Raw genomic sequence first — 18351 nt, 5'->3', positions numbered from 1 at the left:
GGCTCAGGCCGCCGCGCGCCGCGCCAGCTCCGCCCAGACCTCGTCCACCCGCGCCTCCAGCTCCGCCAGGCCGGCGCTGTTGTCGATCACCAGGTCGGCGATCGCCAGCCGGTCCTCCCGGGAGGCCTGTGCGGCCATCCGGGCCCGGGCCTCCTCCTCGGCCATCCCGCGCAGCCGCACCAGCCGGTCCACCCGCACCTCGTCGGCCGCGTCCACCACCGCGACCAGGTCGTACAGCGGCGCCAGGCCGTTCTCGGCCAGCAGCGGCACATCGTGCACCACGACCGCGTCCGGCGCGGCCGCCGCCTCCAGCTCGGCGGCGCGGTCCCGCACCAGCGGGTGGACGATCGCGTTGAGCGCCTTCAGCCGCTCCGGGTCGGCGAACACGACCGCCCCGAGCGCGGGACGGTCCAGCGTGCCGTCCTCGCGCAGCACCTGCGGTCCGAACTCGGCGACCACGGCCGCCAGACCGTCCGTCCCGGGGGCGACCACCTCGCGGGCGATCACGTCGGAGTCCACGATCACCGCGCCGCGCGCGGCGAACAGCCGGGACACCTCGCTCTTGCCCGCGCCGATGCCACCCGTCAGTCCGATCTTCAGCATGGCGTCAGGCTACCGGCGCGGCACCGGGCCCGTCAGTACGGGCCACCCCCGGAGCCCGCTCAGTCCAGCTCCAGGCTCTCGCCCTCCCCCAGCACCGTCAGCTCCGCCCCCGTCCCCGGCCCCTGCGGCCCGACCAGCCGGGTCTGCACGGCGAACCCGATCGGGCTGAGCACCGCCTCGTGCACCGGCACCGCCCGGCGCGGACCGGCCTCCCGGACGTAGTCGATCACCTCGGAGGCCTTGCTCCACGGCGCCGCGAGCGGCAGCAGCAGTGTCTCCACGGCGTGCGGCGGCACGGTGAACGCGTCGCCGGGGTGGAACAGCCGACCGTCGAAGAGGAAGCCGATGTTGTGCACCCGCGGGATGTCCGGGTGGATCACCGCGTGCCACTCGCCGTGCACCGAGACCCCGAGCCCGCCGACCTCGAAGGCGTCGCCCTCGCCGACCACGGTGACCCGCCGCGCCACGCCGTCCAGCTGTGCGGCGACGGCCCGGTTGGTCCACACCCGCAGCGCCGGGTCGGCCTCCAGCGCGGCGCGCAGCCCGGACTCCTCGAAGTGGTCCATGTGCTCGTGGGTGATCAGGACGGCGTCCGCGCCGGCCAGCGCGGCGGCGGAGTCGGTGAACGCCCCGGGATCGACGACGACGGTGGTGTCGCCGTGCTCGACGCGTACGCAGGCATGTCCGAACTTGGTGATTCGCATGCCGGGAACCATACAGCAAGACTGTACAGCGATGCTGTAGATCTTCCCGGTAGACTCATCCCATGAGCAGCGAAGCCCCGCACCCGCACCCGCACCCGGACACCCTGGAACTCGCCGCCGACCTGCGCGCCGCCCTCGGGGGCCTGGTCCGCTCCCTGCGCGACGGCGACGAGCTGCCGCAGAACCAGGCCGGCGTCCTCGGCCTGCTGGTCCGCGACGGGCGCACCTGCACGGTCGCCGAACTCGCCGCGCTCCAGCGGGTCCGCCACCAGTCGATGGCCCGCACCGTCGCGCTGATGACCGAGGCCGGACTGGTCACCCAGCAGCCCCACCCCACCGACGGCCGCAAACTGCTGGTCACCGCCACCGAGGCCGGCCGCAGCGCCCTGCTCGACCAGCGCGCCCGCCGCGAGCACCGGATCGCCACCGCCATCGAGGCCCGGCTCACCCCCGAGGAGCAGCACCGGCTGCGCGCGGCGGTCGACCTGCTACGCCGACTGGGCTGAGCCCACCAGGTCCTTGCCCGCCGGCGCTTCTCCCGCCGGGCCCTCTCCCACTGGCTCCGCCACCGGCCGCGGCACCGGGACCGCCGCCGGCCGGACCTCCGGCAGGTCGACGTGCTCGCTCAGCCCGAACCGCCGGTGCAGCCGCCGCAGCGGAGCGGGCGCCCACCAGTTGAACTCGCCGAACAGGCTCATCGCGGCGGGCACCAGCAGGCAGCGCACCAGGGTGGCGTCCACCGCGACGGCGACGGCCAGCGCGATGCCCATCTGCTTGACCATCAGCATGTCCCCGAGCGCGAACCCGGCGAAGACGATCACCATCAGCAGCGCCGCCGAGGTGATGATCCGACCGCTGCGCTGCACGCCCAGCTCCACCGCCCGGACGCAGTCGTGCCCGCGCAGGGTCAGCTCCCTGATCCGGGAGAGCAGGAACACCTCGTAGTCCATCGACAGCCCGAAGGCGAAGGCGAAGACCAGCACCGGGATGAAGGTCTCCAGCCCGCCGGTCGGACTGAACCCGAGCAGCCCGCTGAACCAGCCGTCCTGGAACACCAGGGTGAGCGCGCCGAGCGAGGCGCCCAGCGAGAGCAGGTTCATCAGCAGCGCCTTGACCGGCATCACCACCGAGCCGGTCATCAGGAACAGCAGCACCAGGGTGCCGACCGCCACCAGGCCCAGCGCCCACGGCCCGCGTGAGAGCAGCTCGTCCTGGAAGTCCACCACCGAGGCCGCGCCGCCGGTGACGTAGGTGGTCAGCCCGCCGCGGTCGGCCCGCAGCTCCTCCACCACCTGCTTGGCCTGTGCGCCCTGCGGGTCCCCGTGCACCAGCACGTCGATCGTGGAGACCGTGTCGCCCACCGGCGACACCGCCCGCACCCCGCTCACCCCGGGCAGCTTGGCGATCACGTCGTCCGCGTACGCCTGGGCCACCGACGCCCCGCCCTCGACCACCACCGTGATCGGCGCGGCCGAGACCTGCGGGAAGCGCTGGTCGATCGTCTCGGCGACCTGCCGCCCGGCCGAGGAGGCGGGCAGCACCGCGGCACCGGAGTTGCGCATGTCGGCGTGGAGGAACGGCACCCCGGCCGCGATCAGCAGCGCGACGGAGGCGAGCGTGACGGCGACCGCCCGCTTGCGCACCCGGCGCACGGTCCGGCTGAAGAACCCCTCGTCCGCGACGGGCGCGGTGGGCGTCTTGATCCGCGCGCCGGCGAAGCCGAGCAGCGCGGGGATCAGGGTGAGCGCCGCGGCGACGGCGATCACCACCACGCTCACTCCGGCCGCCGCCACCGCGCCGAGCACCGGGCTGGTGAAGACGAACAGGCCGGAGAGCGCGACGGCCACGGTCAGCCCGGAGAAGGCGACGGTGCGGCCGGCGGTCGCCGCGGTCCGCTCCACGGCGGCGGCGATGCCCGCGCCGAGGCCGCGTTCCTCGCGGAAACGATTCACCATGAGCAGCGCGTAGTCGATCGAGAGCCCGAGCCCCAGCACCGTGGCGATCGGCAGCACGCTGGTGTCGATGTCCATGATCCGGCTGAAACCGAACATGGCCAGCAGCGCGCCGCCCACCGAGGCGACCGCCCCGATCACCGGCAGTGAGGCCGCCGCCAGCCCACCGAAGACCAGCACCATGACGATCAGCGTGAGCGGCAGCGTCACCAGCTCACCGAACCGGGTGTCCTTCTCGGTCTGCTGCTTGACCTCCTGCTGGAGCACCAGGTCCCCGCCGACCGTGACGTGGGCGCCGCCCACTCCGTCCAGCGCGGCGAGCCGCGCGGTGACGGCGTCGGTCTGGGCGGTGCTCGCGGTGTCGGCCATCCGAACGGTGACCAGGCTCGCCGTCCCGTCGGCGGAGCTCAGCGCGGCCGCCTCCGGGCCGGTGCCGTACGCGTCGAGCGAGGAGGAGACCCCGGGCAGGGCGGCGATCTCGGCGGTGGCCCGCTCCACGGCGGCCTTCACCGTCGGATCGTCCACCGGCTTACCGTCCACCACGGCGGTGACGGTGCCCTTGGCCGGGTCGGCCGCGGCCACCACCGCGCTCCCCCGGTCGGCCTCGGCGCTGGCGGAGGACGCCCCGGCCACCGAGCCCTCGAAGACCCGGCCCCCGATCAGGACGCCGACCACCAGGACGACGGCCCACAGGCCGAGTACCCAGCGACGGTGACGGAAGCAGAACCGGCCGATGGCCGCGAGCCGGCCGCCGACCACGGCGGTGGGGGCGGCGGAGGAGGTATTGCGCATGAGAAGCCTTTCGGGCAGCTCCCCTCAATCTAGGTGGAACCCGAACCAAGGCCTATAGATGGGCAATGAGCCTCATCTCACACTTTTCTTCACATCAGCTTCACATAAGTCAAGCCGGTATAAATCATCGCGAAAAACGAAATGGGCCCCACCCGGAAATTCCGGGTGGGGCCCACCGTCTAGCTATCGGCTAGCGGGAAGCGAGAGCCTCAGCTCTGGCCGCCGGCCAGCTTCTCGCGCAGGGCGGCCAGGGCCTCGTCGGAGGCCAGGGCGCCCGAGCCCTCGTCGCTGCTGGACGAGTAGGAGCCACCGGCGGCAGCGGCGACGGCGTCGCCACCCTCCTCGGCAGCCTGGGCGTCGGCCTCGCGGCTCTTGATGACCTGGGCCTGGTGCTGCTCGAAGCGGGACTGCGCCTCGGCGTACTGGCGCTCCCACTCCTCGCGCTGCTTCTCGAAGCCGGGCAGCCAGTCGTTCGCCTCGGGGTCGAAGCCCTCCGGGTAGATGTAGTTGCCCTGGTCGTCGTACGAGGCGGCCATGCCGTACAGGGTCGGGTCGAACTCGACCTCGGCCGGGTTGGCACCCAGGGCCTCGTTGGCCTGCTTCAGCGACAGGCTGATGCGACGACGCTCGAGGTCGATGTCGATGACCTTGACGAAGATCTCGTCGCCGACCTGGACGACCTGCTCCGGGATCTCGACGTGGCGCTCGGCCAGCTCGGAGATGTGGACCAGACCCTCGATGCCCTCGTCCACGCGGACGAACGCACCGAACGGAACCAGCTTGGTGACCTTACCCGGAACGACCTGGCCGATCTGGTGGGTACGGGCGAACTGCTGCCACGGGTCCTCCTGGGTCGCCTTCAGCGACAGGGAGACGCGCTCGCGGTCCATGTCAACGTCGAGAACCTCGACGGTGACCTCCTGGCCGACCTCGACAACCTCGGACGGGTGGTCGATGTGCTTCCAGGACAGCTCGGAGACGTGAACCAGGCCGTCGACGCCACCCAGGTCCACGAAGGCACCGAAGTTGACGATCGAGGAGACGACGCCGGAGCGCACCTGGCCCTTCTGCAGGGTGGTGAGGAAGGTCTGGCGGACCTCGCTCTGGGTCTGCTCCAGCCAGGCACGGCGGGACAGGACCACGTTGTTGCGGTTCTTGTCCAGCTCGATGATCTTGGCCTCGAGCTCCTTGCCCACGTAGGGCTGGAGGTCGCGGACACGACGCATCTCGACGAGCGAGGCCGGGAGGAAGCCACGGAGGCCGATGTCGAGGATGAGACCACCCTTGACGACCTCGATGACGGTACCGGTGACGATGCCGTCCTCTTCCTTGATCTTCTCGATCGTGCCCCAGGCACGCTCGTACTGAGCGCGCTTCTTGGACAGGATGAGACGACCCTCCTTGTCCTCCTTCTGGAGAACCAGGGCCTCGATGTTGTCACCGACGGCGACGACCTCGTGCGGGTCAACGTCGTGCTTGATCGAGAGCTCGCGGGACGGGATGACGCCCTCGGTCTTGTAACCGATGTCGAGGAGGACCTCGTCACGGTCGACCTTCACGATGACGCCCTCGACGATGTCGCCATCGTTGAAGTACTTGATGGTCTCGTCGATCGCGGCGAGGAACGCCTCCGCGTCGCCGATGTCGTTGACCGCGACCTGCGGGGTGGTGCTGAGGGAGGAGTCGGTGGGGCTCGTCATTAGGAAAAGGGCTCCGGTACGGACATGAAAGTCGTAGGTAATGCCACGCGGAGGGCCTGTATCGCTCCCACCGAAAGCCGGACAGCCAAGAACACGGCACACCAGGATCCCGTACAACGAGAACCGGCGTCCGTCTTGCGACCGTGGGGTCTTCGACAGATGCGAGCGCGACCTGCTCCGTCCGAGGCGCGCAGGCCCGCAGCGCAACTTGTAGCATACGGGGACGGCCAGGCACGGTCAATGCCGAAGGACGGCAAGACGGTGGAGCCCGGTACGGATCAGGCCATATCCTCCGAATGCGCGCCTCGCGGCGGCGCCCGAAGGGGCCCTGTCCCCGGATGCCACCGCCAGGATCCGGACCCTTACGGGCCGGTTCGCGGCAGCGGCGCTTCCGCACTTACATACCCTACGCGATGGGCATTGTCACCGTGGCCACCACCCCCCAGTCAGACCTGCACGATCTTGACACCTCCCCCGCGCGGGCCGAGGAGGAGGACGGCGACGAGGCCACCCGCAGGGAGGCCGGCACCGGGGAGAGCAGCCGGGCCAGCCGGCACTGGTGGGACCGCAACGCCGACGAGTACCAGGACGAGCACGGCGAGTTCCTCGGCGACGACCGCTTCACCTGGTGCCCCGAGGGCCTGGACGAGGCCGACGCCCACCTGCTCGGCGAGGTGGCCGGCCGGGACGTCCTGGAGATCGGCGCCGGCGCCGCCCAGTGCTCCCGCTGGCTGGCCGCCCGGGGAGCCCGACCGGTCGCCCTGGACATCTCCTACCGCCAGCTCCAGCACTCCCGCCGGATCGACCTCGGCCGCGGCACCGTACCCGTCGCGGTCGTCCAGGCCGACGCCGCCGTGCTGCCCTTCGCCGACGCGTCCTTCGACCTCGCCTGCTCCGCCTACGGCGCCGTCCCGTTCAGCGCCGACACGGTCGCCCTGATGCGCGAGGTGCACCGGGTGCTGCGGCCCGGCGGGCGCTGGGTGTTCTCGGTGACCCACCCGATCCGCTGGGCCTTCCCCGACGAGCCGGGCGTCGATGGCCTCACCGCGATGTCCTCCTACTTCGACCGCACCCCGTACGTCGAACAGGACGAGCAGGGCCGCGCCACCTACGTCGAGCACCACCGCACCCTCGGCGACCGGGTCCGCGAACTCGTCACCGCCGGCTTCCGCCTGGTGGACCTGGTCGAGCCCGAGTGGCCGGCCGGCCTGGAGCAGGAGTGGGGCGGCTGGTCCCCGCTGCGGGGGCGGCTGATCCCCGGCACCGCGATCTTCGTCACCGAGCGGGGCTGAGCGCCCCGATGAACCCGGCCTGGCGCGAACTGCCCGTCCACACCGCCCTGCCCGCCCTGCACAGCGCGCTGGACGAGCACGGCGCCGCCGTCCTCGCCGCACCACCCGGCACCGGCAAGACGACGCTGGTGCCGCTCGCCCTGGCGGGGCTGCTCTCCTCCGAGGGCCCGGTACGGCGGGTGCTGGTCGCCGAACCGCGCCGGCTCGCCGTACGGGCCGCCGCCCGGCGGATGGCCTGGCTGCTCGGCGAGGCCGTCGGCGGCCGGGTCGGGTACACCGTGCGCGGCGAGCGCCGGGTCGGGCCGGAGACGGTCGTCGAGGTGGTCACCACCGGAGTGCTGCTGCAGCGCCTCCAGCGCGACCAGGAGCTCCCCGGTGTGGACGTGGTCGTGCTCGACGAGTGCCACGAACGGCACCTGGACGCCGACACCGCGCTCGCCTTCCTGCTCGACGTCCGGGCGGCGCTGCGGCCCGAACTCCGGCTGGTCTGCGCCTCGGCCACCTCCGACACCGAGGCCTGGGCCGAACTCCTCGGCGGCGCGCCCGTGGTGGAGGCGCACGGCGTCTCCCACCCGGTCGAGGTGCTCTGGGCGCCACCGCCGCGCGCCGTCCGGCCCGCCCACGGCACCCGGGTCGACCCGGCGCTGCTCGACCACGTCGCCTCGGTGGTGCGGCGAGCCCTCGCCGAGCAGGACGGGGACGTGCTCTGCTTCCTGCCCGGCGTCGGCGAGATCGCCCGGGTGGCCGGGGCGCTGGGCGCAGTGGGCGTCGACGTCCTGCAACTCCACGGCCGCGCCCCGCAGGCCGTCCAGGACGCGGCCCTCTCCCGTGGGGAGGGCCGCCGGGTCGTGCTGGCCACCGCCGTCGCCGAGTCCTCGCTCACCGTGCCCGGCGTACGGGTCGTCGTGGACGCCGGGCTCGCCCGCGAGCCGCGCACCGACCACGCCCGCGGCCTCGCCGGGCTCGTCACCGTCCGGGCCTCCCTCGCCGCCGCGCGCCAGCGGGCCGGCCGCGCCGGGCGCGAGGCGCCCGGCACCGTCTACCGCTGCTGGAACGAGGCCGAGGACGCCCTCGCGGCACGCTTCCCCACCCCGGAGATCGCGCTCGCGGACCTCACCTCGTTCGCCCTCCAGGCCGCCTGCTGGGGCGACCCGGACGCCACCGGCCTCGCCCTGCCCGACGCGCCACCGGCGGGGGCGATGGCCGCCGCCCGGCAGACCCTCCAGGCGCTGGGGGCGGTCTCCTCCGACGGGCGGGCGACGAAGCGCGGCATGCGCCTCGCCCGCACGGGGCTGCACCCGCGGCTCGGCCGCGCCCTGGTCGACGGAGCGGCGGCGGTCGGGGCTCGGCGGGCGGCCGAAGTGGTCGCGCTGCTGTCGGAGGAACCGCCGCGGGCCCTGGGGGACGACCTCGGCGCGGTGTGGCGGACCGTTCGCTCCTCCCGGGACCCGTACGCGGGCCGCTGGCGCGACGAAGTCCGCCGCCTGCTGCGCGCCACCTCCGACGAACCCGCCACCGACCTGCCCGACTCGACGGCCGCAGGGCTGGTCGTCGCCCTCGCCTTCCCGGAACGGATCGCCCGCGCCCGGGTCGAGCGGCCCGCGCCGGGCGAGCGCAGCCCGTACCTGATGGCGAGCGGGACCGCCGCCGAACTCGCCCCGGGCACGGCACTCGGCGCGCTGCCCTGGCTCGCCGTCGCGGTCGCCGACCGCCCGGCCGGCTCGCACTCGGCACGGGTGCTGCACGCCGCGGCGCTGGACGAGGACACCGCGCTGGCCGCCGGAGCGGCGCTGGTGACTGCCCGCGAGGAGGTCCACTGGGACAGCCGGCGAAGTGAGGTCGTCTCCCGCCGGGTGGAATCCTTGGGCGCGATCGAACTCGCCGAAAAGCCCCTCAACCGCCCCGACGCCCAACTGGTCCGCGCCGCCCTCCTCGAAGGCCTGGCTCGCGAAGGCGTCAGCGCGCTGCTGACGTTCCCGTCCAACCTGCGCGAGCGTCTGGCCTTCCTCCACACCGCCATCGGTGAACCCTGGCCCGACGTCTCCGACGAGGGGCTGTTGGACCGCGCCGACGAGTGGCTGGAACCCGAACTCTCCCGCGCCCGCCGCCGATCCGACCTCGCCAGGATCGACACGACGTCAGCCCTCCAGCGCCTCCTCCCCTGGACCACCGGCGAGGCGGGCCGCCTGGACGAACTCGCCCCCGAACGCATCACCGTGCCGTCAGGATCCAAGATCCGCGTCGACTACACCACCGAACGCCCCGTGCTGGCCGTCAAGTTGCAGGAACTCTTCGGCTGGACGGCCGCTCCTGCCCTGGCCGGCGGACGCGTCCCGCTGACCATCCACCTGCTCTCCCCCGCCGGCCGCCCCGCCGCCGTCACCGGTGATCTGGAGTCCTTCTGGCGCGACGGCTACCGCGCCGTCCGCGCCGATCTGCGGGGCCGCTACCCCCGCCACCCCTGGCCCGAAGACCCGACGACGGCCGAGCCCACCCGCCGCACCAACGCCCGGAAGTAGCCTGCGCGACTGACGCCGCCCGGCAGCGGAGTCAGTCGCGCCGCCCGGATCCCCGTTCGCAACAACCCGCTTGGCGGACCACGGCGACCACTGCTACCTTTCCGGAGGCCGTGTGAGAGAACGAGGAGGTGGTACCCGTGAACGCAGTATCGACATGGGTGCTCCCCTCCGGGGTCACGGTCGGGCGATAGGTCGTCGTCCGGGAGCGCCATCTCTGAGCACTCCCGAAAGGCACGACCATGCACTTCACTTCTGAGCAGCGTTTCGACGACGGCGTCATCGAGCGCGAGTTCACCCTCGGCGAGATCCCCGGCATCCTGTGGACGCCCGCGTCCGCCTCCGTGTCCGCACCGGTGCCGCTGATCCTGATCTGCCCCCCGCCGCTCGGACTGGGCAAGATGTACCCCCGGCTGGCGGGTCGGGCCCGGTACTACGCGGCGGAGTACGGCTTCGCCTCGGCCACCATCGAGCTCCCCGGAAGCGGTGACCGTCCCCGTTGGGCCGCCGCCGATCAGGCCCGCGCCGACCTGCGCCGGGTCATGGAGGCGGGGGAGCCGGTCAGCGACGAGATCATCGACGCCCTGATCCTCCCGCTGGTCGAGAAGTCCGTCCCGGAATGGCAGGCAGCGCTCGACGACCTCCTTGCGCTGCCCGAGATCGGCGGCCCGGTCGGATACGAGGGGGGAATCATCTCCATCGGCGTCCGGCTGGCGGTGGTCGAGCCGCGCATCGCGGCCGCCGGTCTCTTCGCCGGGAGTCTCGTGCCCGCCGCCATCTTCGAGGAGGCCCGGCAGGTCACCATCCCGCTGCAGGTCCTGCTGCAGTGGGACGACGAGGGGAACCCCCGGCAGGCAGCCCTGGACCTGTTCGACGCCTTCGGCTCCCAGGAGAAGACCCTGCACGCCAACATGGGCGGGCACACCGGCGTCCCGCAGCACGAACTCGACGCCGGAGCCCGCTTCTTCGCCCGCCACCTGAAGTGAGTCCGGGCCGTCAGGCCGGCGGTAGGCGGTAAGGACGCCGCTCATCGAGGACGGGCCGCAGCTCCCTACACCGCGGGCCCCTGCCACGTTGGCAGGGGCCCGCGGTACCCGAAGCCCCCAGAAGTAGTCGCAGAAGGCCCCACTGCCCGACTGGCGGGCAACCAGCCTGAGTTCACCCCGTGAGTACTGGACCACCCTCGTCACCACCGGCGAGCTCCCGCACCACCACCCCCAACCCCGCCCCGCCCCGCCCCGCCCCAAGTACGCCCTCACTCACTGCCGCACGCGACGGCCGGAAGTGACAGAAGTCCAGCGGGTACGGTCCTGGAGAAGCCACTCCACCGGAGGACGACACCCGCCATGGCACCGACTGCCCCGACCGTGACCCGTCCCCGCGAACCCGAACTTCCCTTCGCGGCTCTGATCCTGGACTTCGTCGGCGTACTGACAGCCAACGCCGGACCCGCTCACCGCGCATGGTGCCTCGCCCAGGGCCTCGATGCCGGGGCATGGCGACACACGCTCGGCCATGACCCGGAGGCAAGCCAGCTGTACACCGAACTCGAAGCCGGACGCCTGAGCCAGGCGGAGTGGAACCGGCGGGTGGCTCCCATCCTCGGCGTGCCACAACACGAGAACCTGATGGGCCGGGCGTGGTCGGGCGTCCGTGCGGCCGACGACATGATCGCGCTCGCCCGCTCGGCACGTCAGGCCGGCCTGGCGGTCGCGCTGCTCTCCAACTCCTTCGGCCTCGACCCGTACGACCCGTACGAGGCCCTGGGCGTGTGGGAGTTGTTCGATGTCGCGGTAATCTCCGAGCGCGAGGGCATCGCCAAACCCGATCCGGCGATCTACCAGCTCACCCTGGATCGGCTCGGACTACCCGGCAAGGCGTGCCTGTTCGTGGACGACCACCCGAGGAACCTTCCCCCGGCCGAAGCGCTCGGCATCACCACCGTCCTCGCCGACGGCACACCCGGCACTGCCGCCCGCATCACAACCCTGCTCGGCGTCCCCGCCACGACCCGGGCCGTCGTCAACACGGATGACAGTCAAGCCGTTCCGGTACCGGGCGCGAAGTGACGGAGGTACGGTCCGCTTCGAGGCCGCTCACCTTCGGAGGCACCCATGACGCAGTGGTCCGACTACTCCACTGGCCAACGCATCAAGATGTTGCGAGCAGGCATGACACAGGAAGAACTCGCCGAGGCTGCCGGGGTGTCCGTGCCGACTGTCCGCAAGGCCGAGAAGGCAGGAGGCAGCATCGGGCTGCCGTCGCTACTCAAGCTGTCCGCCGCGCTGCACGCGGACGTCTCGGTGATCCTCGGGCAACAGGCACCCCGCAGGGCGTCACTGATCGGTGACCGGGCGATGCTGCACAGCTTGTCCCGGACCGTGCACGACACCGCCGCAGGGGTCGGAACCGATGTCGAACCACCGGACGCCGCAGCACTGCGGGCCGATCTGGCACGAGCCTGGGCGGACTACCGGGCCGGGGACTACACCCGCGCCGGCGGCCTCGCCGCCCCCGCCATCACGGAGGCCGCCGCCCTACTGCGCTCTGCCCCGGACGGCGAGCAGTGCTCGGCCCACGGCATCCTCGCCGACGCCTACCGGCTCGCCTCCTACGCCGCCCAGTTCCATGGCGCCCGAGACCTCGCGTACGCGGCGATCGGACACGCACGCCGCCACGTCCTCAAGGCCGCCGACCCACTACGGGCAGCCATGGTGGACTGCGGCCGGTCATGGATCTACATGCGAGACGCACGTCTCGACCAAGCCACCACGACCGCCGAGAACGCGTTCATGTCCATCGAACCCCGCTATACAGAACGTGATCCTGAGACGCTGGCCACCTATGGATGGCACGTCACCTTCGCCGCTGTCGTCGCGACCCGCCACGGCGACGCCGACCGGGCCCGCGACCTACTCTCCCAGGCGCACGCGGTCGCCGCCCGGATGGGCCACGACGTGATGATCAACGGCACCAGCTACGGGCCGACCACGGTCACCGCACAGGCCGTCGGCATGCACACCGTCATCGGCGAACCCGGAAAGGCCCTGACGCTCGCCCGCTCCCTTGGGGACCTGGCCCCGCTGCCACAGGCCGCTCGCAACCGGCTCGCTCTGGACATCGCACTCGCGCAAGCCGACACCCGCCAGTACGACGCCGCTCTGGACACCTTGCTCCAGGTATGCAGCGCACACCCCGACTGGGCCCGACACCAGGCCCTACCGGGAGCGATCATGCAACGGGCCGGCCACGCCAGCACCACGCGCGTGCGCAAGCTCGGCAGCATTCTCGGCATCAGCCTCTTCACGCACTGAGACCACACCGATACGGGGCGTATCACCCGGGGCCGGTACGACTTCCGAAAGTGGTACGCGCCGCACGTTCACGGGCTCCCGATTCGTCGGCAGCCTAGGCACCATGCTCACTGCCAGCCGGCCCCGCACGTTCGTCGCACGTCTCGACTCGCGGACCGAATCCACGCCCCTGGCCCGCTATTTGCTCCGGGCGTACCTCTCCGGACTCCCCTCGGGCCAGCGCTACGGCGACACCGCCGAACTGCTCCTCGGCGAACTCTTCGCCAACGCCGTCCAACACTCCGACGCGCCCGACGACCGGCACATCGAAGTCCGCTTCTCCCTGGTCAACTCCCGCCTGCGGATCGAAGTCCACGACACCAGCTCCGAGCACCCCGCCCTCCACGTGCCGACCCTGGACGACGAGCACGGCCGCGGCCTGTTCCTCGTCAACGAGCTCGCCGAACGCTGGGGCAGCGCCTCCCACCCGGGCGGCATCGGCAAGTTCGTCTGGGCCCACATCGCCCCCGTTCCGGCCCTCGCGCTCGTCACCGTCTGAAAGTCCGCTCCCCGTGAACCTCTCAACCCTCGCCCGCCACACTCTCTCCCGCGGCGCCACCCCCGCCGCCACCTACGCGCTTCTCGCCCGTCTCGGCCACCGCCCCCTGCCCGTCGCCCGAGCCATCTGCCTCGCCCTCGACATCCCCCACGCCGAGACCACCCGCCGCCTGGCCGACTGCCACGACGCCCTCCTCACCGACCCCCGCCCCAACTCCGAAGCCGACACCGGCGAACTCCTCGAAGCCCTCGGCGTCTTCGACATCCCCAAACCCCTCACCCCCACCGAACACACCATCGTCGCCCTCTTCCTCACCGCCATCGACGCCATCGGCGGCATCCGCCCCGGCCACCACCACGGCCTGACGCGCTGGTTCACCACCGGCAACCTCACCACCGCCTACCTCTCCCTCACCGCCACCCACCCCCTCCCCCGCACCGGCGACCCCACCACCTACTGGACCACCCTCACCACCGCCGGCGAACTCCTCACCACCACCCCCAACCCCGACCCCCGCCTCAAATACGCCCTCACCCACTGCCGCACCCAAGCCACCCGCACCTGAACCAGAAGTCGACCCCGCCGACTTCCTGCGCGCGGTAAGAACCGATGCGCCGACCCAGGGCCGGAATCGCACACGTCCACACCTTCCTCGCGCCGAACGGAGAGGACCGACCGTGAACACCGCGCCACCCCATCAGCAGGCGGCCCTGCTGCGCCGCTACCAGCACCGGATCCACCGCGTTCCCCGAAACCTGGTGGTCCAGCCGACCGGCTTCTGCAATCTGGACTGCACTTACTGCTACCTGCCCGACCGCGACGACAAGACCCCCATGCCGACAGCGGTCGCCGAGGCCGTCGCACGGTCGGCGAGCGAGCTGGTGGGCGGCCACCACCGCAAGCCCCTCGGCCTGATCTGGCACGCCGGAGAGCCGCTGGCACTCGGACGGCGACGGTTCACGGAACTGCTCCAGCCGTTCGAGGAACTGCGCCGCAAGGGCTTGCTGGAGCACGCCGTCCAGACGAACGCCACCTTGATCGATGACGAGTGGTGCGACCTCCTGACCGAGTACGGGTTCCGGGTCGGCGTCAGCATCGACGGCCCGAAGGATCTGACCCTCCGACGCACCGACCGCAGGGGCCGCCCGGCGTTCGACCGGATCATGAGGGGAGTCGAGCGGCTGCAGCACCGCGGTGTCCCGTTCTCGTTGATCGCCGTCGTCAGCCGGGAGAACATCACCCACCCCGACCGACTCCTCGACTTCCTTGCCGCGCTCCGACCGGTCAGTATCGGCCTCAACATCGAGGAGTCGGAGGGCGTCAACACCGAGCGTCACCCACCTACCCGAGAACAGGCCATCGAGTTCTGGCTCAAGGTCCTTGCCTGGTCGCGCCGCCAGCCGGGCGGCACCGCCCCGGTACGGGAGCTGGAACGTCTCGGCCGGTACCTGAGGATGAGCCGCACCCAGCGCGCGGACCGCGCGCACCTGAGCCGAGTGGACCCGTTGCCGACCATCGCCAGGAACGGCGACGTGTTCCTGCTGTCTCCCGAACTGGCGGGCATCACCGCGCCCACCTACAACGACTTCCGGGCCGGGAACGTCCTCGAACAGCCGATCAGCGCCATCCTGCGCGAGGCGCACCGGCTGAGCTACGTGGGCGAGTTCCTGACCGGCCTGGAGGAGTGCGAGTCCACCTGCGAGTTCTTCGACTACTGCCGAGGCTCACAGGCCGGAAACCGCTACTTCGAGCACCAGACCTTCGCCGTCGCCGAGACCGACTACTGCCGCGTCACCGAGCAGGCCCCGGTCCTGGCACTGGCCGACACCGTACGCAAGGAGCGAACCACGTGACCGTTCTGGAACAGCTCTCCGCCGCCGACAACGCTTCCGCCGTCGCGGATCTGATCACCGCCGTGGCCCCGTCGGACGGGACGCCCACGATCGAGTGGGGCAACCAGCCGACCTGGGACAACAGCGGCGGAGGCCCGTGGAACAACGCCCCGTCCTGGGACAACTGGCAGAGTGCCCCTTGGGACAACTGGAACAACGGACCGTCCTGGTCCGACTGGTCCAACCGCTGACACCACGGCAGCACCATGGGCCCTCCCCAACCCATGCCGCCCGCTGCCTCCCAGGGCAGCGGGCGGCACCCGACCACCGACCGGAGGACCCCGTGCCCACCCGCCGTTACGGCCGCACCACCGTCACCCTCCCGGACCTGGCCGACGACCCGTACCTGGGCGTCATCAGCTCCCCGCCCAGGCCCGGCAGCACGGTCACCGAGTTCCGCTACACCGACCAGGACCTGCGGGACCTCGACCTCACCGAGGCCGATCTGCGCAACGGCATCCTGCACAACGTCACCGCCCGGCGGACCACCATCGAGAACGTCCGGTTCAGCTCCGTCCAGATCACCACCGGCGACCTCGGCTCGCTCCAGCTGACCGGCACCAAGGCCTCCCGCACCCTGATCCGAGACTGCCGGCTCATGGGTGCGGCCATCACCGGCACCGTCCTGGACAGCGTCCTGTTCGAGAACTGCCGCCTCGACTACGCCACCTTCGACCAGGTCCGCGCGAGCGGCCCCCTCGTCTTCGACCGGTGCGTGCTCACCGAGGCCACCTTCACCGGCTGCGACCTCACCGGCGTGGTGATGCGCGACTGCACGCTACGCGCCACCGCATTCGAGGCCGGCAGCTACAAGAACCTCGACCTCAGCGGCAGCGACCTGTCCACCGTCCGTGGCGTCGGCAACCTACGGGAGGCCGTGATCAGCCGCACCCAGCAGTACCAGCTCACCGATGCCCTCCTCGCCGAACTGAACGTCACCTTCAGCGAGGACCTGCCGCAGCACCACTGACCGTCACCCGGAGGGGCCCACGTGCGGCCGTTCATCGTCTTCACCGACTACGCCAAGCTCCGCGACCGCTGCCAGATCACCAGCACGACCGTCGCCCACGACCACCCAGCTCACGAGGACGGGACGGTGGTCCCGACCGGCCAGTGGACACCCATCAGCCCGGCCGAGGCCAATCTCCTACGCGCACCGCACCACGCACCGGAAGCCGAGGCCGTCGAACTCGTCGCCTTCCCCACCCTCCGCACGCTGGACGCCGTGGACGGCCCCTGGTGGACCGCCCATCCGCCCTTCGCCCCCTCAGCACGTACCTGGTACGCCAACCACGCCACCACCCCCGCGGGCGATCTCACCGCCACGGTGAACCCCGCGAACGGGAAACGGCTCGGCATCCACCTCGACAACTGGGACCGGCTCCCCTACGCCCACCGCCGGCTGTCCCGCCGCAGGCTCTGCTTCAACGCGGGCCCTGGCTCCCGCTACCTCCTCGTCGGCGACACCGACGCGTTGACCATCTGTCGCCGCCTCGGCAGGGACGATCCAACGCACCACCCTCACACCGACGACATCCGAGCCTACGTCCACGCCGGGCATCCGCTGCGCTGCCTGCGGCTGTGGCTCGACCCCGGCGAGGGATACCTCGCCCCCACCGAACTACTGCCCCACGACGGCTCCACGATGGGCCTCCCCGAGCCCTCCACCGCCGCGTTCTGGCTCGACCACTGGCCGATCGGGGCGTTCCCGTCACTGATCTGACCGACCGGACGCGGCAGCCGTGTGCGGTCCAGGAGAGCGAGCGCCTTGCGCCTGCGTGGCAGCACTCGAAGCTTCCTGCATCCGCACCGCGGGGCGCTGCCACACACAGGAAGTCGGCCCCGCCGACTTCCTGCGCACCCCCACAGCCTTACCGCTCAGAACACCGGCGGTCGGCCCAGCTTCGCCATCCGCCACACCGTGCTCCACCGCATCGGCCGCCTCGGCGGGTACGGCGTGCACACGCCCTCGAAGAAGCCGGACCACCACGCCTTGAGGCCGGACAGCGGCGGCCGGCGGAGCAGCGTGTACAGCGCCCAGGAGGTGAGGTAGACCGGCACCAGCGCCGCGGGCAGGTGGCGCTTGGCCAGCCAGACCCGGTTGCGGGCCGTCAGCCGGTAGTAGGTGGTGTGCCGGGCCGGGTCGGTGCGGGGGTGTTGGAGCACCATGTCGGCGCGGTAGTCGATGCGCCAGTCCGTGTCCAGGGCGCGCCAGGCGAAGTCGGTCTCCTCATGGGCGTAGAAGAACTCGGCGGGGAACAGCCCGATCTGGTCGATCACGCGCATCCGGATGGCATGCCCGCCGCCAAGGAACGTGGTGACCGGCCCGGACCGCATCGGGTCGCCGGCTCCGAGGCGGGGGACGTGTCGGCGCTGGGCGTGCCCGGTCTCGTCCGCGATGCGGAAGGCCACGATCCCCAACCGCGGCTCCTGCCCGAAGACTTCCCGGATCAGCCGGAAGGTGTCGGTGCGCGGCAGCAGGCCGTCATCGTCCAGGACGACCAACACGTCCGTGCCACCCAGCTCGCGCAGCCGCTCGACGCCGGCGTTGCGGCCGCCGGGGATACCGAGGTTCTCGGGAAGCTCCACGGCGTCCACCCAGTCCGGCAGCTCGGACAGCTTCACGCCCTGCCCGAGCACCACGGTCCGCACACCGCTGCCGCTGCCGTCCTGGGCCCGCACCGAGTCCAGCAGCGCCGTCAGCTCCGCAGGCCGGTCTCCCATCGTCAGCACCACCACGCCTAGCGTGACGCCCATCGCACCCGACCCCAACGTGAGGAACCCATAACGATCTTGCCTGCGACGCGGCCCAGGCCCGCGTCGATACGCGGGCCGGCCGGCTCCCGGGCCGCCATCCCACACCGTCCGCTCCTGCCGGCAGGCGAAGGCTCCCGGTTCACCTGTAGGGAGGTCCCCCCACCCCTGAACCCCACCGCGCAGGAAGTCGGCCCCTCGACTCTGCTGGCGAAGTCGGTTGGGGTGAGTGTGGGACAGTAAGTTCCTTCCGGTTTTGGTGGGTTGGCGGTTTGCGGGGTGGGTTGTGCTGCG

17 protein-coding genes are annotated in these 18351 nt (G+C 71.6%); 12 read left to right on the top strand and 5 right to left on the bottom strand.

Translation table 11 applies throughout. From position 1 onward, the window contains the following. Nucleotides 1-3: 3 nt before the first annotated feature. Both coaE and ACGF0D_RS14600 read right to left on the bottom strand, forming a co-directional pair. Complete coding sequence (gene coaE / locus ACGF0D_RS14605; protein WP_392869158.1) at nt 4-603, bottom strand: dephospho-CoA kinase; 600 nt, start codon at nt 601-603, stop codon at nt 4-6. A 59-nt stretch (nt 604-662) separates the two neighbouring features. Next, on the bottom strand, nt 663-1307 hold the full coding sequence (locus ACGF0D_RS14600; RefSeq protein ID WP_392916020.1) for an MBL fold metallo-hydrolase: 645 nt from the start codon (nt 1305-1307) through the stop codon (nt 663-665). Between the two features lie 62 nt (nt 1308-1369). Here ACGF0D_RS14600 and ACGF0D_RS14595 point away from each other — a divergent pair, with 62 nt between their 5' ends. Further along, the gene (locus ACGF0D_RS14595) at nt 1370-1813 is read left to right on the top strand and encodes a MarR family winged helix-turn-helix transcriptional regulator (protein ID WP_392916018.1); all 444 of its coding nucleotides are present in this window, start codon (nt 1370-1372) and stop codon (nt 1811-1813) included. On the opposite strand, the gene ACGF0D_RS14590 is transcribed toward ACGF0D_RS14595, so the two are convergent. Both ACGF0D_RS14590 and rpsA read right to left on the bottom strand, forming a co-directional pair. Next, nucleotides 1796-4051 (bottom strand): MMPL family transporter, encoded by a 2256-nt coding sequence (locus ACGF0D_RS14590; RefSeq protein ID WP_392916015.1) that lies wholly within the window; start codon nt 4049-4051, stop codon nt 1796-1798. The two genes, ACGF0D_RS14595 and ACGF0D_RS14590, sit on opposite strands and share 18 nt — an antisense overlap. A gap of 209 nt (nt 4052-4260) precedes the next feature. Beyond that, nucleotides 4261-5751 carry a 30S ribosomal protein S1 gene (gene rpsA, locus ACGF0D_RS14585; protein ID WP_049653883.1) on the bottom strand — a complete coding sequence of 497 codons (1491 nt, stop codon included), beginning with the start codon at nt 5749-5751 and terminating at the stop codon, nt 4261-4263. Nucleotides 5752-6164: 413 nt separating this feature from the next. Here rpsA and ACGF0D_RS14580 point away from each other — a divergent pair, with 413 nt between their 5' ends. From ACGF0D_RS14580 to ACGF0D_RS14530, 11 genes are all read left to right on the top strand, one after another. After that, the gene (locus ACGF0D_RS14580) at nt 6165-7043 is read left to right on the top strand and encodes a class I SAM-dependent methyltransferase (RefSeq protein ID WP_392916012.1); all 879 of its coding nucleotides are present in this window, start codon (nt 6165-6167) and stop codon (nt 7041-7043) included. Nucleotides 7044-7051: 8 nt separating this feature from the next. Further along, nucleotides 7052-9562, top strand: coding sequence for an ATP-dependent helicase HrpB (gene hrpB, locus ACGF0D_RS14575; RefSeq protein ID WP_392916010.1), 2511 nt, complete (start codon nt 7052-7054; stop codon nt 9560-9562). Between the two features lie 239 nt (nt 9563-9801). Next, complete coding sequence (locus ACGF0D_RS14570) at nt 9802-10545, top strand: alpha/beta hydrolase (RefSeq protein WP_392869170.1); 744 nt, start codon at nt 9802-9804, stop codon at nt 10543-10545. Between the two features lie 360 nt (nt 10546-10905). Continuing rightward, nucleotides 10906-11628: an HAD family hydrolase gene (locus ACGF0D_RS14565; RefSeq protein ID WP_392916007.1), complete on the top strand. Its 723-nt coding sequence runs from the start codon at nt 10906-10908 to the stop codon at nt 11626-11628. Between the two features lie 45 nt (nt 11629-11673). Continuing rightward, nucleotides 11674-12873, top strand: coding sequence for a helix-turn-helix domain-containing protein (locus ACGF0D_RS14560; RefSeq protein WP_392916005.1), 1200 nt, complete (start codon nt 11674-11676; stop codon nt 12871-12873). 103 nt (nt 12874-12976) lie between these two features. Beyond that, nucleotides 12977-13411, top strand: a complete 435-nt coding sequence (locus tag ACGF0D_RS14555; RefSeq protein WP_392916002.1) for an ATP-binding protein — start codon at nt 12977-12979, stop codon at nt 13409-13411. 13 nt (nt 13412-13424) lie between these two features. Next, nucleotides 13425-13976 (top strand): hypothetical protein, encoded by a 552-nt coding sequence (locus tag ACGF0D_RS14550; RefSeq protein WP_392915999.1) that lies wholly within the window; start codon nt 13425-13427, stop codon nt 13974-13976. Between the two features lie 112 nt (nt 13977-14088). Further along, nucleotides 14089-15264, top strand: a complete 1176-nt coding sequence (amcB, locus tag ACGF0D_RS14545) for a cyclophane-forming radical SAM peptide maturase AmcB (RefSeq protein WP_392915997.1) — start codon at nt 14089-14091, stop codon at nt 15262-15264. After that, nucleotides 15261-15494, top strand: a complete 234-nt coding sequence (gene amcA / locus ACGF0D_RS14540; protein ID WP_392869181.1) for a multiple cyclophane-containing RiPP AmcA — start codon at nt 15261-15263, stop codon at nt 15492-15494. The genes amcB and amcA overlap by 4 nt, the downstream gene beginning before the upstream one ends. 92 nt (nt 15495-15586) lie before the next feature. Beyond that, a complete protein-coding gene (locus ACGF0D_RS14535) occupies nt 15587-16273 on the top strand; it encodes a pentapeptide repeat-containing protein (RefSeq protein ID WP_392915994.1) in 687 nt (228 codons plus the stop codon). Between the two features lie 21 nt (nt 16274-16294). Further along, the gene (locus ACGF0D_RS14530; protein ID WP_392869185.1) at nt 16295-17026 is read left to right on the top strand and encodes a hypothetical protein; all 732 of its coding nucleotides are present in this window, start codon (nt 16295-16297) and stop codon (nt 17024-17026) included. A 155-nt stretch (nt 17027-17181) separates the two neighbouring features. Here the strand turns inward: ACGF0D_RS14530 and ACGF0D_RS14525 are convergent, their stop codons facing one another. Next, on the bottom strand, nt 17182-18060 hold the full coding sequence (locus tag ACGF0D_RS14525) for a glycosyltransferase family 2 protein (protein WP_392915992.1): 879 nt from the start codon (nt 18058-18060) through the stop codon (nt 17182-17184). Nucleotides 18061-18351: the final 291 nt, after the last annotated feature.

Origin of the sequence: Kitasatospora sp. NPDC048298 (genome assembly GCF_043201465.1) — a bacterium.
In the GTDB taxonomy this organism is placed as follows: domain Bacteria; phylum Actinomycetota; class Actinomycetes; order Streptomycetales; family Streptomycetaceae; genus Kitasatospora.
This window is presented reverse-complemented; position numbering and strand designations above follow the sequence as displayed.